At 55.5% G+C, this 16,442-nt stretch carries 17 protein-coding genes; 8 read left to right on the top strand and 9 right to left on the bottom strand.

The genetic code is table 11. From position 1 onward, the window contains the following. Window positions 1-112: 112 nt before the first annotated feature. The 5 genes from A3850_RS01085 to A3850_RS01100 all read right to left on the bottom strand — a co-directional run bounded on the left by A3850_RS01085 (window position 113) and on the right by A3850_RS01100 (window position 4,280). Window positions 113-619: a sigma-70 family RNA polymerase sigma factor gene (locus A3850_RS01085; protein WP_068213095.1), complete on the bottom strand. Its 507-nt coding sequence runs from the start codon at window positions 617-619 to the stop codon at window positions 113-115. 137 nt (window positions 620-756) lie between these two features. Then, window positions 757-1,026, bottom strand: a complete 270-nt coding sequence (locus A3850_RS20060) for a hypothetical protein (RefSeq protein WP_157500799.1) — start codon at window positions 1,024-1,026, stop codon at window positions 757-759. A gap of 100 nt (window positions 1,027-1,126) precedes the next feature. Further along, the gene (locus A3850_RS01090; protein ID WP_068213098.1) at window positions 1,127-1,648 is read right to left on the bottom strand and encodes a DUF4920 domain-containing protein; all 522 of its coding nucleotides are present in this window, start codon (window positions 1,646-1,648) and stop codon (window positions 1,127-1,129) included. 96 nt (window positions 1,649-1,744) lie between these two features. After that, window positions 1,745-2,140: a hypothetical protein gene (locus A3850_RS01095; protein WP_068213101.1), complete on the bottom strand. Its 396-nt coding sequence runs from the start codon at window positions 2,138-2,140 to the stop codon at window positions 1,745-1,747. A gap of 118 nt (window positions 2,141-2,258) precedes the next feature. Further along, a complete protein-coding gene (locus tag A3850_RS01100) occupies window positions 2,259-4,280 on the bottom strand; it encodes an OmpA family protein (RefSeq protein WP_082921545.1) in 2,022 nt (673 codons plus the stop codon). Window positions 4,281-4,653: 373 nt separating this feature from the next. Here A3850_RS01100 and A3850_RS01105 point away from each other — a divergent pair, with 373 nt between their 5' ends. The 5 genes from A3850_RS01105 to A3850_RS01125 all read left to right on the top strand — a co-directional run bounded on the left by A3850_RS01105 (window position 4,654) and on the right by A3850_RS01125 (window position 9,023). Then, on the top strand, window positions 4,654-5,595 hold the full coding sequence (locus tag A3850_RS01105; RefSeq protein ID WP_068213106.1) for a hypothetical protein: 942 nt from the start codon (window positions 4,654-4,656) through the stop codon (window positions 5,593-5,595). A gap of 55 nt (window positions 5,596-5,650) precedes the next feature. Next, entirely contained in the window at window positions 5,651-6,400 is a 750-nt protein-coding gene (locus A3850_RS01110) for a phosphatase PAP2 family protein (RefSeq protein ID WP_068213110.1), read from the top strand. 96 nt (window positions 6,401-6,496) lie between these two features. Further along, window positions 6,497-7,774, top strand: coding sequence for an APC family permease (locus A3850_RS01115; RefSeq protein ID WP_076639912.1), 1,278 nt, complete (start codon window positions 6,497-6,499; stop codon window positions 7,772-7,774). Between the two features lie 102 nt (window positions 7,775-7,876). Next, a complete protein-coding gene (locus tag A3850_RS01120) occupies window positions 7,877-8,677 on the top strand; it encodes an SDR family oxidoreductase (RefSeq protein ID WP_068213112.1) in 801 nt (266 codons plus the stop codon). Between the two features lie 148 nt (window positions 8,678-8,825). Beyond that, entirely contained in the window at window positions 8,826-9,023 is a 198-nt protein-coding gene (locus A3850_RS01125; protein WP_068213116.1) for a hypothetical protein, read from the top strand. Window positions 9,024-9,181: 158 nt separating this feature from the next. On the opposite strand, the gene A3850_RS01130 is transcribed toward A3850_RS01125, so the two are convergent. The 4 genes from A3850_RS01130 to A3850_RS01145 all read right to left on the bottom strand — a co-directional run bounded on the left by A3850_RS01130 (window position 9,182) and on the right by A3850_RS01145 (window position 13,258). Then, a complete protein-coding gene (locus A3850_RS01130; RefSeq protein WP_068213130.1) occupies window positions 9,182-10,258 on the bottom strand; it encodes a chorismate mutase in 1,077 nt (358 codons plus the stop codon). Window positions 10,259-10,368: 110 nt separating this feature from the next. Then, window positions 10,369-11,211: a prephenate dehydrogenase gene (locus A3850_RS01135; protein WP_068213132.1), complete on the bottom strand. Its 843-nt coding sequence runs from the start codon at window positions 11,209-11,211 to the stop codon at window positions 10,369-10,371. Continuing rightward, entirely contained in the window at window positions 11,211-12,395 is a 1,185-nt protein-coding gene (locus A3850_RS01140; protein WP_231915266.1) for a pyridoxal phosphate-dependent aminotransferase, read from the bottom strand. The genes A3850_RS01135 and A3850_RS01140 overlap by 1 nt, the downstream gene beginning before the upstream one ends. 5 nt (window positions 12,396-12,400) lie before the next feature. After that, window positions 12,401-13,258: a prephenate dehydratase domain-containing protein gene (locus A3850_RS01145; protein ID WP_068213135.1), complete on the bottom strand. Its 858-nt coding sequence runs from the start codon at window positions 13,256-13,258 to the stop codon at window positions 12,401-12,403. 342 nt (window positions 13,259-13,600) lie between these two features. On the opposite strand from A3850_RS01145, the gene A3850_RS01150 reads away from it, so the two are divergent. Genes A3850_RS01150 through cysM form a run of 3 tightly spaced genes read left to right on the top strand, consistent with a single transcriptional unit; the run spans window position 13,601 to window position 16,366 of the window. Next, a complete protein-coding gene (locus A3850_RS01150; protein WP_068213138.1) occupies window positions 13,601-14,122 on the top strand; it encodes a DUF1761 domain-containing protein in 522 nt (173 codons plus the stop codon). Between the two features lie 21 nt (window positions 14,123-14,143). Next, complete coding sequence (locus A3850_RS01155) at window positions 14,144-15,481, top strand: helix-hairpin-helix domain-containing protein (protein ID WP_068213141.1); 1,338 nt, start codon at window positions 14,144-14,146, stop codon at window positions 15,479-15,481. Window positions 15,482-15,487: 6 nt separating this feature from the next. Further along, window positions 15,488-16,366: a cysteine synthase CysM gene (gene cysM, locus A3850_RS01160; RefSeq protein ID WP_068213144.1), complete on the top strand. Its 879-nt coding sequence runs from the start codon at window positions 15,488-15,490 to the stop codon at window positions 16,364-16,366. Window positions 16,367-16,442: the final 76 nt, after the last annotated feature.

Raw genomic sequence — 16,442 nt, forward strand, 5'->3', positions numbered from 1 at the left:
GCCAGAAACGTAAGTAATTGAAATCCAATGATTTAATGCATCATAGCGAACAATCGGATTTACTTTATTTAGTCATTTGACCATTTTTAGTAAATCCGATCGCTTGCTGAAACTATGCGTAGCGGTTTCCGATCATTGCTTTCATCTTGCGGCGGGCAAGGAAGATGCGACTCTTAACGGTTCCAATGGGAATGCCCATGTGGTCGGCTATTTCCTGGTATTCGTAACCCCGGTAGAACATCATGAAAGGGATACGGTAGATTTCCCCGATGGAATCCATCATCTTGGATAGCTCCATCATGCGGACGTCCTGCTCACCATCATTGGTTACCGCCGTCTTACCTTCTAAAGCGTAGGTAAAGTTCTCGATGGGCTGGTTGACGTGGCGGCGGCTCTTTGCTTTGCGGTACTGGTTGATGTAGGTATTCCGCATGATCGTGGAGACCCAGCTCTTAAAGTTGGTACCAACCGTGAATTTATTGCGGTGGCGGTAGGCGCGCAGTTTGGTTTCCTGCATGAGGTCCTGCGCATCTTGCTGGCTGCGGGTGAGGCGGAGGGCGAAGGAGAAAAGCAAGTTGTTGAGCTTGCTTACTTCGTTGGTGAATTCTTGGTTAGTCATGATTTGATAGTTTGAACTGTAATGTGAAATGCGACATGAAGAACATTCTTCATTTTATACTCGCCGATTTCTATACAAACAGCGTGCCAAACTCGTAACTACCTGAAAATCAGTAATTTACATACGTATACATTGCGTTAGACTATTCCAAATATCACCCAATGATTAAATTTAATCACAGCAAAATTCATACCGAATCTCTTAACAAAATGCTGCCGTGATGCAATCGTTTTCTTAACCGTCGGGCATTCCATAATTCCCCACTGTATTCCATCGAGATCTGTATGCAGTGATGCCTTGGCCACTTCCGCATCAATTCCGGAGAACCTGTCTGCTCCTCCGGGATGGTCTAGCACATCAGGTGATTTTCCAGACGAAGCAATAAGAGGTTGCAAGGGAGTGATCATCAGAGACGCCTACAATGATTTACTCGTCCTACTGCACAAAAAAGGGGCCACCAGATCCCAAGATCCAGTGGCCCACTTCAATGTAACGTTGGTTGTTAGTCTACTTCAGTAGCTGCACTCCGTCAGCCAGAAAGCGCAATTCTTTCTTGGGGTCGGTGATGGCGGCGATCTCTTCGGGCGACTTCCCCGCATCTTCAGCGTAGTGGCGCAGTTCGTCCACTGGGGTCACTTGATAGTAAGCAATACCATTCATTACGACTTCGCGGCCACTGATGTCCATAGGCATAAAGAAGCCGTAGTCCTTAAACTTCACCATCATCTCTTCTTCAGTGCCGGCGTTGATGGTCATCCAACAACCTTTGGCCTGGCAGACTTCGTTCACCTCGCCCCGTAGGGTAGTCTTCACCGTATCAGCGAGCGCTTCCGCATTGAACTTGGTCATCAATTGATCGGCGGGGATAACTTCCTCGGCCTGAAACTTGGCGCCGAAGGAATCGGCTACATCCACCGCAGGAACTGCCTCGCCAGTTATACCTGCGTCAGCGTTGCTCGTCTGCTGTGCGCAGGTGCTTAGGGTAATCAGGGTTAGGGCGAAAAGTGAAAAGCGGAGAAGCGTACGCATAAAAATCCTATTTGTTAGGTAGCAAAGATAAGTGTAAGCCCGCATTGGCTCGCCCAAAACATACAGTAGTCCAATATATAAGGACTAGCAATACACCTATTGGTACCCCACCAGGTCAGTGATGAATGCACCGGAGTAACCCAGGTCTTTCAACATCATCTGTAGATCCTGTGCTTCCGACCGGTCCGCGAAGCTCTCGCGGCTTTCAATCACCCACACTTCTTCGCAGGGGCGGTAACGGGCCACCAGACTAGAGTGGAAGGGGAATTCCGAAGGGTCACTGTACCGGAGAATGGCTACTTGCACCTTGTACTCCGTTACGGGCAAACTACCGAATGCCGGCAGGGCAGCCGGAGCGGTGGTGGGGGCATCTACCCCAACTACCGAACCGTAGGCCACGGGGCCATCATCATTACAGTAGGCAGGCTTGGCCGTTTGGCCCATCAACGAGAGGGCGAGGACGCACAGCGCCGAGGTCAAAAAATACTTCATGTGGATTGCTTCAGTAATTGGGAAAAAGTACCGTAATCGTAATCGGTAGAACGCTAAAAGGTGGTGGCGGGAATAAAAGTTCAGCGCCGCATCTACGCTAAAGGTAGTATCTATTCGCCTATTCCACCGAAACCTGCTCCCGGTAGACCACCTTCACCTCCACTTTGCGGTTCAGTGCCCGGCGGCCCGTTGAGGCCAATTCCCCCATCCCAATGATGCGGGTTTCGGTGGCGGTCACCCCCGCCCGGTCCAGTAGATCGGCCACCGCTTGCGCCCGTTGTTCGCTTAGTTTAATGTTGTAACCCTCCGGCCCAGTCTCGTCCGTAAAACCAATGACTTCTATGGAAACAAGCGGCTTATCCTTAATGGATTCAACAAACTTGTTGATGTTCTGCACCTGCAAGGGCAACAAACTGGCGTCGTCAAATTCGAAGCGGACCGTCATATTGCGCTTTACGATCCGAGCCTTCGTACGGATGGTTTCTGTCTCCACCTCTTCCTCCGGTTCGGGTTCCGGTTCTTCCACTACTGGTTCGGGAGCAACCTCCGGTGGAGGTGGAGGCGGGGTATTCTCGGAACGCAACTTGACGTCAATGCGGTAGTACTCCGTGTTATCCCACGTGGGTATGGGAAAGGTCCGGGCGTAAGGAAAGTAAGCCGGGTTGGAAACGGTCAGGTCCAACTCTTCGTTGGCCGGGCTGCAAATGAAGAAGCGGCCTTCGTAGTTAGTATAATAGGTCTTGCCCGAAGGCAGCACTACGGCTTGCTCCGTCACCGGCTCCCCCGTCAGGCTATCAGTGACGTAACCGGAGACGTAGGTGATGTCTCGGCCGGTCAACGCGGCGTCGAGTTCAAATTGGTAGATGTCCAAACCACCACGGCCACCGGGTCGGTCGCTGGCGAAGTAGCCGGTACGGCCGTCGCTCGTGAGGTGGAAACCCAGTTCGCGGTGGGGGCCGTTCACCGGTGGGCCGATGTTCATGGCCCGGGTGAAGCGCTTGGTGAGGTTATCCCACCGGCTCATGAAGATATCCTGGTCCCCCAAACTATTGTGACCCATGCTGGCGAAGAAGAGGGTCTGCCCGTCGTTACTGAGGAAGGGACCTTCTTCGTCCTGGGTCGTATTGATACCATCGCCCAAATTGGTGGGGGGCGACCAAGTGCCGTCCGGGTTTTTCTGGCACCGGTAGATATCACTGCCACCCATCCCACCCGGCCGGATACTGGCGAAGAAGAGTTGCTGTCCATCACACGAGATGGCCGGTTGGCTCTCCCAACTTGGGGAGTTAATGTAGTCGGGTAGCGGTTGCATATCACGGACCTTCCCATTCACGAGCAGGGCACTGTAGATGTCACATCCACCCTGGCTCGTCTCTTCGTGGCAAAGGGTAAAGTAGATCCGTTCCCCGTCGCGGACGAGCGTACACATCCCTTCTGGTTGCAGCGTATTGAAGTTGCCGAAACGGTTGGTAGTCCACTTCCCATCTTCGCTGCTACGCTTTCCCTGGATCAGGTCTTCGTCGCGCAGCTCTCCCTGGCGGGTGTAGTAAAAGCTCTTGCGGTCGTTGGCAAAGAAGGGGAAGTAATCATCCCGCATCGTGTTAATGGGGACGTCCACGTTGCGCACTTCCGTCACGTTGACGAACTGGCTGCTATCCTGGGTGATCTGGGCGGCCAGAATGTCCTGGTCCAATTTCAGTAGAGCAGTTGCTTCGGCGCGCCGTTCCTCGTCGCCATTACGGCCAAACTTGACGAGCGGTACACTTTGGAGGTCCTTAAATATATTGAGGTAGATCTCCGCCTCTTCCGGGCGGGAGAGCTTGTAGTACACCTTTCCCAATTGATAGTAGAGCAGGCGGCTGAAGAGGGAATCGCGCTCCAGGACGTATTCGTAGGATTCCGCAGCTTCTCCATAATTCCCGGCAGTTTCTTCGGCCAAACCGAGCAGCCGGTAGGCGGGTATAAAGTCCTTATCCAACTTCGTAGCCTTACGGAATAGTTTGGCTGCTTTCTCTGCTTTGCCCTGCGTTAGGGCCTCGCTTCCCTTTTGGAACTCCACCGTGGCGCGGGCGCGGTCCTGCCCCCAACAGTGCGCGCTCACCACCGTGCAACAACAGAGTAATAGAATTCTAAGCAGCATAATTCTCGGCCCCGCGCACTGGTAGGGGCGTATTTAAACAGTGAATGACCTTATCCGTAAGGTACGACTAAAAAAAGCTTGGGCCCCGCCGTAAGGCGGAGCCACAAGATAAAATGAGTGCATTAGTAAACTATCGCCGCTAATGTAGGGCAATTTTTCAAAAAGATGGAAAAATTGCCCAATCCAATGAACAATTCCCAGATTTGGTATTAGCGTCCATTTATTGGTCTGCGACAATTCATACCGGAATGGTCCTCCTTGCACCCTGTCCTTATTTCGCACCCGCGGCAGCGCCCTACTGAACGTATTCTGCGTTTACGCGGCTGTCCGTACGCGACACAACCACCAAGGCCGGCGGGGCGTTGTTGACGGCATGAAAATCATCCCCGCCCTCCTCTTGCTTTGCTGTTTATTCGCCGCTTGTGACGCCCCGAACGGGGAGCGAGAAGTAGCTAAAGCCCAACTCAACAGCGCCCCCGCTCCCGGTCAGTTCCGCGGTGAATTGACGGATTACTGGCACCAGGGCAAGGCGGAAATCAACGTGTATGACCTACAGCAGGTACGCTACGGAGAGGTACACCCCGGTACAGTGAGCCTAATTTTCGTGACCGAAGATTTCCTGACCGATAAGCAGGTGAAGAATGACAACTACACGAACCCTAATTCTACACCCATCCTGAAAACCAACCAGTTACGCCGGTTTACGACGGGCATCTACGATTACTCGCAGATGACCTCGGTGTTCACCCCGACGGACCTTGCCAAGCAACCCCACACCCTAAAAGTCACGACATCGGTGCAGGATTGGTGCGGCCAGACCTTCACGCAGTTCAACCACGACGGTGGGGGCGGTTGGGACGTGGAACTCCGCTCTTACTTCGAAAAGGAAGGCGACGTGGAGACCAGCGCACCGGCCGATTTCATTGAGGATGAGATCATGAACCGCATCCGCGCTGGTTGGAAAGAGCTCCCAGTAGGCGACAAAAAAGTCATCCCCGCAAGCGGTTACTTGGTGATGATGCATAAGCCATTCGCGGCCGCCAGCGCTACGCTTACTTTGGGCGCTTACGCGGGTGCGAAGTTTAGTGGAGAAGACTTGCGCAGCTACAAAATTGAGTACCCCGCCCTGAACCGGGAGGTCGAATTCGTTTTCGACGCCGCCGCCCCCCACGTGATTCGGGGTTGGACCGAAACCTACCCCAGCCGGGGAAAAACGCTGACTACCGTGGCTACGTTGCAAAAGCAGGCGATGGAGCCCTACTGGTCGCAAAACAGCCTCGCGGACGGGCCCAAGCGAAAGGCACTCGGGCTGTAGGGCGAACATCCCCCAACCGTAGCGGTTGCAGCAGCGGACCTAATAGCCAGCCCCGATGATGAACGCCCGACTTTCCGCTCTCCTGGTACTGATCGCCCTCTGTTTCAGTACCCTACTTCCCGCTCAGAACGTACCCCAGCCGTACAACCCGAGCAACCGGACGAATGCCATCCTACTGGGTCTGGGCACCACCCTGACGGCTACCTCCGTCTACCTGGATCGGAAGATCCCCAAACTCACCGAGGCAGACGTGACGGCGTTGGACTACGCCCGTATCCCCGGTATCGACCGTTACTCCACCCGCCACTTCTCCCTGAAAACGGACGAGTGGACGGACAAACTGTTGATGACGAGTTTCGCCAGCCCCTTCTTCCTGCTGCTCAACGAGAATGGCCGCCAGAATTTTGACCAGGCTGCCCTCGTCGTGTTCGAAGGTGCGCTACTGAACGCGGCCATGATTAACCTGACGAAGGTCGTCGTGCGGCGACCCCGCCCCTTCAACTACAATCGGAACGTCCCCGGAGACCTGAAACTGAGCAAAAATTCCCGCTTCAGCTTTTACAGTGGCCACGTGGCAACAACGGCCTTCTTCAGTATGACGACGGCCCAACTTTACAGTGATCTAAACCCCAATAGTAAGGCCCGCCCCTACGTATGGGCGGCGGCCGGCATCATCCCCGCCGCGGTGGCTTATGGACGAATGCGCGCGGGCAAACACTTCTTTACGGACGTACTTATCGGCTTCGTGACCGGCACGGCGGTAGCCCTTACCGTACCCGCCCTGCACCGCGCTGGCGGGGAGTAAAGTCTCGCTTTGAGCATCGGTTAATACCGCACTAAAGGTCTTCCCTTTTCGTCAGGACAGGGCGCTAAGGCGCTGCTTCTTAACGTTTGGCTCCCCGTGAGACCCGCCCAAAACAAGATTGGACCCTGGAGCGCCGGCGCACTCGTTGTCGCCAATATGATAGGTACTGGTGCCGTGACCACGCTGGGCTTACAACTGGAATACATCACCAATGGCACTACCCTGCTCCTCATCTGGCTGGCGGGCGGCATCGTAGCTCTCTGTGGTGCAGTGACCTACGCTGAGTTGGGGAGCCGGATGCCGAAGTCGGGCGGGGAAGCCCACTTTTTGGGAGAGATCTTTCACCCCGTGTTGGGATTCCTGAGTGGCTGGGTCAGCGTCACCGTAGGCTTTGCGGCGGCAGTCGCCCTGAGTGCAGTGGCGGTAGGCCACTACCTGGAAGCTATATTGGGATGGCCGCCGGTGGGGACGGCTGCGGCTGCGATTATTCTCCTCTCGGCCCTCCACAGCCTTGGCAACCGCGGGTCGAGCCGCATCCAGAATAGCCTAACGGCCCTGAAGTTGCTCGTAGTACTGGGGTTGGGTCTAGCCTGTGCCCTGTTGCCCGCCGACCCGGTCTCCCCTACTCTTTGGCTTGTTCCGAGTTTAGGCGAACTACGAAACGGTGGGGCGGCCGTTGCGCTCATCGGTGTCCTCTACGCCTTCTCCGGTTGGAATGCGGCGGCCTACATCGTCGGGGAGATCCGCGATCCGGACCGCAATCTTCCCAGGGCACTGATCGGCGGGACGGCACTGGTAACCATACTTTTCCTACTCTTACAATTCGGCTTCCTCCGCCAAGCGGGTGGTGAAGCCCTGAGGGGTGAGATCGAAGTGGGCCGCGTGGCGGCGGAGGTGATGCTGGGGCCGGCCTTTGGGGGCTACGTAAGTGCCGTGATTGGCCTCCTGCTATTAACCGGAATTTCCGCGATGATTTGGGTTGGGCCACGGGTGACTTTGGCCATGGGTGACCAACATTCGCTGTGGCGTTCCTTCGGTCGCTTGAGCCAGTACGGCGTCCCCCTGCGGGCGACCTGGTTGCAGGCAGCCATTAGCTTGTTCTTGGTCTTTACTGCCAGTTTTGAGCGGGTGTTGCTGTACAGTGAGTTCGTCCTTCAGCTCTTCACTTTAATGGCGGTCCTCGGACTAATCGTCCTACGTTATCGCCGGAGTGCGCATGCAGGATACCGGGCACCTTTTTTCCCCGTTCCCCAGATCTTATTCCTTGGTTTTACGGGTTGGTCCCTCGCCTATTTGTTGGTGCACAATCCGGTTGAGAGCCTCCTCGGGTTACTCAACCTGGTGACGGGTTTGATCGCCTATAGATTACGTTGATGAATAAGTAAAAGGTGTAGATCCACGACGCCAGACTGGAATTTGTCCGCCGGGCACCAACATCACCCCGGGTGCTACGTTCCGCAGGCAAAGTAGCAATCTATGGAGCTTAATTTGAAGGGCCAGGTGGCCATTATTACTGGTTCGAGCACGGGGATCGGGGCTGCTTGCGCCAAAGGCTTAGCAGAAGAAGGCGTCAAAGTAGTGATCAATTACCGGTCTTCCGCCGAGGAGGCCGAAGCCGTCCAGCGTCACATTAAAGGCAACGGAGGGGAGGCGATCGTCGTCCAGGCAGACGTCTCCAAGGAAGCCGACGTAGAACGGCTCGTCCAGGCCTGCCTCGACGAGTACGGCCACCTCGATATAATGGTAGCCAACGCCGGCCTGCAGCAGGATGCCGCCTTCACCGAAATGTCGCTGGAGCAGTGGAATACGGTAATGGACGTCAACCTCACGGGCCAGTTTCTCGTCTGTCGGGCGGCGGCTCGGATATTCCGTAAACAGGGCGTCCACAGCCACGGGCGCGCGGCGGGGAAGATCATCTGTATGAGTTCGGTCCACGACGAGATCCCTTGGGCGGGCCACGTGAATTACGCAACGGCTAAGGGCGGCGTCAAGATGTTAATGGAATCCATGGCGCAAGAGCTGGCCCCGGATAAGATTCGCATCAACAGCGTCTCACCCGGGGCCATCAAGACGGACATCAACAAGGACGCCTGGGAGAACCCGGAGGACCTTAAGCAGCTCCTTACCCTCGTCCCCTACGGTCGCATCGGTGAGGGAACGGACGTGGCAAACGTAGTGGCCTTTCTCTGCTCCGACGCCGCTGATTACGTGACTGGTGCCACGCTCTACGTTGACGGCGGCATGATGCTCTTCCCCGGCTTCGCGGACAATGGATAGGCGACCTGGCTTATCTAGAAACCTATTTAGTCTTTTTACAAACTACACGGAATCAAGCCCTTAAGCCAACAAATGGTACCCGGCCCACCTTATAATTGTGAAGGCCAACTGGCTGACAGTATTTATAAACTTTAAAACATTACCAATTATGGAAGCTACTTGCAAAACCTGTAACCACTGGGAAAACGATGCCCCCGCCGTCCAAAACCGCGACAATTTCGGTGAATGCGACGTACTCAGCGAAAGCGGCATGAAATTCGTCCTTCCCGTTCTCCAGGAACAATCCGCCAAGACCGACATCATCACCAGCGCCGACTTCGGCTGCAACCAGTATGATAGTAAATAGTGGGTTAGTCTACTGTTTAAAATTATGAACCCCGTCTCGGCATTTAGTTGAGACGGGGTTTTCTATGTCACGCTTTTAGTAGCGTAGTCGGGTAGTATGGTAGTCGGGTAGTACCGCACTACCCGACTACTCAACTACCCGACTACCCGACTACCCAACTAATTCCTATTGACGATTGCATCCTGGTGGTCAATGCTCTCCTGGTGGATCGCCTTCAGGTACTTCTCCATAAACTCCGGGCTCAGTCCGTGCTTGGATCCGTCATCGGCTGCCTTTTTCAGGATGGCTTCCCAGCGGTCGCTTTGGAGGACGGCGATGTTGCGCTCGGCTTTGAACTCTCCAATGCTGTCGGCGAGTTTCATGCGGCGGCCGATCATTCCGATCAGGTCGTTATCGATCTCGTCGATTTGGCGGCGGAGTTCGATGAGGTCGGCCATTTCAACCTCGCTGGCGCTAGGCTTGCGGAGGCGGAGGTTCTGAAGCATTTCCCCAAATACCTGTGGGGTGATTTGCTGGGCGGCGTCAGACCAGGCTTCATCCGGGCGGGGGTGTACTTCGGTCATCAGCCCGTCGTAGTTGAGGTTGAGGGCTTCCTGGGCGACTTCTTGCAGCGTATCGCGGCGGCCGCAGATGTGGCTGTTGTCCACGAACATTTGCAGGTCGGGGAACTTGCGTTTCATCTCAATGGCCATCTGCCAGCGGGGGACGTTCCGGTAGTTGGATTCCCCGTGGTAGGAGAAGCCCCGGTGGATGAGTCCGATCCGAGTGATGCCGGCTTTGTAGATGCGTTCCACCGCTCCCTGCCACAGACCGAGGTCCGGGTTGATCGGGTTTTTGATGAGTACGGGGATATTCGTTCCACTCAGTGCATCCGCTACTTCCTGGACGCTGAAGGGGTTTACGGTCGTCCGCGCACCCAGCCATAATACGTCGATCCCGGCCTTGAGGCAGTCGTAGACGTGGCTGGCTTTAGCTACCTCGGTCGTCGTCTTCATGCCGGTTTCTTCCTTGACGCGCTTCAGCCACTGCAAGCCTTCCTTGCCAACGCCTTCAAAGCTTCCGGGGCGGGTCCGGGGCTTCCAGATACCCGAGCGGAAGAGGTCCACCTGGCCAAGTTTGGCCAAATCCTTGGCGCACTGCATCACCTGGCCTTCGGTTTCGGCGCTACACGGGCCGGCAATAACTAAACCACGGCCAGGCGTGGGGGTTACGACTTTTCCAATTTTCATTTCCATAACGTATCTAATTTATTATTTCACTTGTATCAGTTGCAAGCACCTTATAAAGGAATTTGCTATTTACTGAATATTTATTTCCATTAGCATCACGGCGTTCATTTACGCCGTCACTGCAATATTTTAGTTATTTCATTGGCTTTCTCAATCCGCTCGTGGAACCCATCAAAATCGCGTTTGATGAGTTGGGTCCGGAAGCGGGAGAGTTGCTCGATGTGTTCGTCCAGTACGTCGAGTACGTGGTCGCGGTTTTGGCGGAAGATGGGTACCCACATATCGGCGGAACTCTTGGCTAAACGGACGGTGGAGCCAAAGCCGGAACTCGCCAGTTCAAAGATCCGCTGCTCATCCTTTTCCTTCTCCAAGACCGTCAGGGCCAGCGCGAAACTGGCAATGTGAGAGATGTGGCTGACGTAGGCACAGTGCAGATCGTGGGCCTTACGATCGAGGTAGCTCATGTTCATGCCGGCACTGCGAAATAGGCGGTGGGCCATATCCAGCGCGTCGTCAGCACTGTCTTCGCGGTCTACGACTACGCAGGTTTTGCCGTCGAAGAGGCCGGGCAGGGCGGCTTCCGGTCCGCTTTTTTCCGTACCCGCCATTGGGTGGCAGGCGACGTAGCGGTTGCGGTTCGGGTGGGCTGCGACTTCATTTAGCAACAGTTCTTTAGTGGAACCGACGTCCACAATGGTTTGGGAGTTGGTTACCCCATCCAGCAAGGTTGGCAGTAGGGTACGCATCACGTCGACGGGGGTGGCGAGAATGAGTACGTCCGCAACCTGTAAGGCACTGCCCAGTGACATTTCTTCCGTGATGAGGCGGCGGCGAATCGCCTTATCCACGCTTTCCGGGTTAGCGTCCACGCCGATTACGCGGGTTGCGAAACCATTCTCCTGGAGGGTGATCCCCAGCGAGCCGCCGATGAGGCCGATTCCAATGATGGCGACTACCATTATTGCAGAGGGCTTAAACGGTGAAGGGCTTCCGTGAGGGTGGCCTCGTCGGAGCAGAGACTAATGCGTACGTAGTGCTCCCCCTGGCTGCCAAAGATGCCGCCGGGCGTAATGAATACGTCCCGGTCGTAAAGGGCGACGTCGGAAATTTCGTAGCCGGTCTTTCCGTTCGGGCAGCGGGCCCAGACGAATAGTCCCACTTGGTCATCAGCGTAAGTACAACCCAGTACATCCATTATTTGGCGGGCGATCTTCCGGCGTTTGCGGTAGTGTCCGTTCAGTGCGGCGTACCACTCCGGCCCGAGTTGCAGGGCGGCCACGGCGGCTTCCTGGAGGGGTCGGAACATCCCGCTATCCATATTACTTTTAAAGCGGAGGATGCTTGCCAGATATTGTTGGGCACCTGCGACAGCGCCCACGCGCCAGCCGGCCATATTCTGGGCCTTGCTCAATGAATTTAATTCGAGCGCAACCTCTTTTGCTCCCGGTATAGACAAAATACTTTTTTGGTTATCGGTAAGAATAAATGCGTAAGGATTATCATTTACCAGTAATATCCGATGCTCGCGGGCGAAAGCAATTAATTCGTTAAAAAAGCCTTCCGGGGCCTGGGTGCCGGTGGGCATGTGCGGGTAATTCACCCACATTATTTTCGTTTTGGCGCTGACGCGGGTGCTCAACAAAGAAAGATCCGGCAACCACCCATTTTCGGGAGATAAATCGTACGATTGAACGACCCCGCCCGCCAGTTCCGTCGCCGACCGATAAGTGGGGTAGCCGGGGTTAGGGACCAGCACTTCGTCACCCTCATTCAAAAAGGCCATGCTGATGTGCATGATCCCCTCCTTACTACCGATGAGGGGCAGGATCTCCGACGCCGGATCCAAACTCACCCCAAAGTAACGGTCGTACCACCCAGCAAAGGCAGCCCGCAACTCCGGCCGGCCGACGTAAGGCTGGTAACCGTGCACGTCGGGCCGTTGGGCGGTGGACGTCAGCGCGGAAATGACCTCCGGCGGCGGCGGCATGTCCGGAGAACCGATGCCCAGATTGATGATAGGTTTCCCGGCTTCCCGCAGGCGGGCCAGCTCCTTCAGTTTCGTACTGAAGTAATATTCTTTGGTCTCCCCCAGCCGGTCGGAAGTGGGAATGATGGTCTTCATCACGGTGTCAGTATTGGTCATGAGGATCAGGGTTTTACACCGGCGTTGTACACGCCCAGGACGCGCAATTCCGTACAAATAGGGGTGATGGCTTCCAGGGCCTGCTCCAGCGTGACGTGGCCCTCCAGCAAGAAATCTACGTGGAAACGATACTGGAAGGGCCGCCCTACGATCGGTTTGCTCTGGATCTTCGTCAGGTTAATCTGGTAGGCCGCCAGGACCATGAGCACCCGGTAAAGACTACCGGCTTCGTGGGTCGTCGAAAAACTGAGGGATACCTTATTACCGACGTCGGCCAAGTGGTCGCGGCCACGCTCCAGCACCAGGAAGCGGGTGTGGTTCAATTTATTCGTTTCGATACCGGGGGCTAGGATTTCCAAGTTGTACAGCTCCGCCGCCGCCGCGCTGGCGATGGCGCCCCGGGTGGGGTCCTGAGACTCGAGTACTTCGCGGGCGCTGAGGGCGGTGTCGGTATCCTCGACGAGTTCAATCTGCGGCCACACTTTGAAGTATTCCCGGCACTGGGCCAGCGCAACGGGGTGAGAATGCACCTGGCGCAGATCCTTTAATTGCGCTCCGGGAAGGGCCATCAGGTTGAGGCGAATACGTAGGTAAACCTCCGCTGTGATGCGCAGATTGGCGGTCTGGAGCAGATCGTAATTATCCATCAGGCTACCGGCGAGGGTATTTTCGATGGCCATCAGCCCGAGGTCGGACACGCCGGATTCCACCTGTTCCACGACGTCGGTAAAAGTGTGGGCGGGGACGGTCACCACCTCCTTCGTGCTAAAGTGCTGGCGGGCAGCAGCCTCGTGAAAGGCACCCGCGTAGCCCTGGATGCTGACGCGTAATTGTTCGACCGAAGGGGTTACCGTGGAGTTCATGGTAATGGAATTAAATAGCTAGATAGGTCATAAAAAAAGTGGCCCCGGCTCAATGCTGGGACCACTTTTTGAATTATCGTTCTTTACAATAAGATCAGCGTCCCTTACCCATTGGGGTAAAAGTAGTAGCTAAACCAGAAGTAAAAATTACGATTATCCATGGTTATACAACCCGGGAGTTTTGCTCCCTTGCCAGCAAACCTACGGCACGATTTACGGACCGCAAAATGTTGTTCTGGCAAGTGACGGCAATAAATTGTGGAGCCGAACCACAGCAAGCAAGCGCAAAGCCGCGCGGATAAAGGATTTATCCTATCTTCCACCCCACTAAACATTGTTAGCATGATCCCGAATAATCCCTGGCTACTGCTCCTAGTGGGTTTGATTCCCCTGCTCGTCGGTGCCCTTTACTACAGCCCGATCGGCTTCCACAAAGCGTGGATGAAAGCCAATAATTTCACTGAAGCTGACCTGGAGGGCGCCAACATGGTGAAAATCTTCGGATTGGCTTACCTCTACGGCGTCATCCTGGCCTCCTTCCTGCCTTCGCTCGTCATGCACCAAACTGGGCTCTCCGGCATCTTCGGGATGTTGCCCGAGTGGGCGGATAAATCCAGCGCCCTCTGGACGGACCTTAACGCCATGGACGATAAATGGGGGATGTTCAGCCGCCACCTGCACTTTGGCCACGGCGTTATGCACGGCATCGTTTCCAGTGTATTTTTGGTAGTACCCATTGTCTCCATCAATTCCTTGTTTGAACGGCGGGGTTGGAAGTACGCTGCGATCCATATCGGTTACTGGACGATCTGTTTAGCTCTAATGGGTGGCGTCCTCTGTGAGTTCCTGGAACTTCCCCTTTAAAGGTTACCTACCTACCCATTTTTGAAGTCATCCTCACAATCCGGCCGTTCCGCGCCTAATGGGTCCCCTCCCCTCTACCCCGCCTGGCAACGGTTGGGACTAGTGGTGCTGCTCCTGATCGCCGTTATTGGCTTTGTCGTTGGTGACTTCCGCCCCCCTGCTACCCCCACACTATACGATCTCCAAGCTCGGGGACTACGCGCGACGTTGGCGCTCCGGGACGGGCAGGAGTTCACCTTCCCGGTGGAGGACTTCCCCTTCAACCCCAACACCGTAACGCAGGAAGAACTCGTCCGCCTGGGTCTTTCGGACCGACAGGCCTCCACCTGGATAAAGTACCGGGGTGATCGGGCGGATGCTTTTAAATCAGCCGGAGACATCAGTAAATTATACACGCTGGACGATGCGTTGAAGGATCGACTGATCGGTTTGGCCGTGCTCCCTACGGATGACTTGCCCCCAGTTTCCACCCGAGCTGAAAGTTTTGCGTTTGACCCTAACGCCGTCACTCAGGCTGAATTGGAACGTCTTGGCCTACAAACCTTCCAGGCCCGGGCCTACCTGAAGTACCGGAGTAAGATTGAGGATGGTTTTACCTCGGCGCGGCAACTTTCTCGACTAAAATTCCTGGAGGACAAGCAACGGGATAACCTGTTGCGCAACGCCCGCTTCCCCGCCCCGCCGGCCCTGGCATTAAAACAGTCTTTTCCCTTCGACCCGAACCTGATCTCTGCCGATAGTCTCGAGCTACTCGGCTTCCCTAAGTATCAGGCCCGGGGTTTGGTAGCTTACCGCGGCGACCGGCGGGTGACCTTTCGCCGGCCCGAAGATCTCCTCCGCGTGAAAAGTCTTGATACGGGGCTGGTAAAGTTAGTCCTTCCGCTCGTGCGCATCGTCTTGCCTACTTCCCTCGCACCTGCGGCAGCGCCCAGAACGTACGCAAAATTTACGCTGCCCGAAACGGCTTCAGTTGACCTGAATACCGCGGATACTACCCTACTAAAGACGCTACCCGGCATTGGGTCTTACCGCGCTAAACGGTTGCTGCGTTACCGTGATGCGCTCGGAGGATTTTACAGTTTGGAACAGGCCGCTGGCACCTACGGCATCCCGGATTCTACCTGGCAAGCCATTGTGCCTTACGTGACGGCGGGGCCAGTTTACCGCAAGATCAACGTCAATGAAGCTGATGTCGGAGAGCTGAAAAAGCACCCCAACATCAACTCTAAGCTGGCGAATGCCGTTGTCCGCTTTCGGGAGAAACACGGGCCGTTCCGTGACGCGGAAGACCTACGCCGTGTCCGCCTTTTTACGGACGACAACCTTCCCGGAATTCTCCCCTACCTCAGTTTTGAATAGCTTCCTATGAACGCGCTTTTTTCCCTGATCGGCAACACTCCGCTTATTAACCTGTCCCACTTTTCGGAAAACAAACAGGTCAAGATCTTCGGCAAATTGGAGGGCCAGAACCCCGGTGGCAGCGTCAAGGACCGCGCTGCCCTCTCGATGATTCTCGGAGCCCGCGAGCGGGGGGAGTTGGCCGATGGCCGAGCCATCGTTGAAGCGACCAGTGGCAATACCGGCATCGCCATGGCCATGATCGCCGCCAGCCTCAACATCCCCATCACGCTGATCATGCCCGAGAATTCTACGGTGGAACGCGTAAAAACCATGCAGGCCTACGGCGCGGAAGTCATCCTCACCCCGGCCGAAAAAACCATCGAGTACTCCCGCGAGCTCGCCCAGGAAATGGCGGCCACCGGCGACTACCTGCTCCTCAATCAATTCGGCAACGACGACAATTGGAAAGCCCACTACCGCACCACCGGCCCCGAGATCTGGCGGGATACGGACGGTAAAATCACCCACTTCGTTTCCAGCATGGGCACGACCGGGACGATCACCGGCAGCGGTAGATTCCTGCACGAGCAATCAGAAGACGTTCAGGTGGTTGGTGTACAACCGCTCGACGGCAGCCGCATCCCCGGCATCCGCCGTTGGAGCCCCGGTTTTTTGCCCGCCATCTACGACGCAAGCGTGGTAGACCAGATCATCGACATCAGCCAGGACGACGCGGTGGCCACCATGCGCCGATTAGCGAGAGAAGCGGGCGTATTTGCTGGCATGAGCTCCGGTGGGTCCACTTTTGCGGCCTTAGAACTGGCGAAGACACTCGAGGAAGGCCTCATCGTCTGCATCATCTGCGATCGGGGTGACCGGTACCTGAGCCAGGATCTGTACTGATTTCTCCTCATCGTATTCACCAATAAAAATTGCCCCCTCCAGAAATACTGAAGGGGGCAATTTATTTACGAGCTAA

The organism is Lewinella sp. 4G2, from assembly GCF_001625015.1.
Lineage (GTDB): Bacteria > Bacteroidota > Bacteroidia > Chitinophagales > Saprospiraceae > Neolewinella.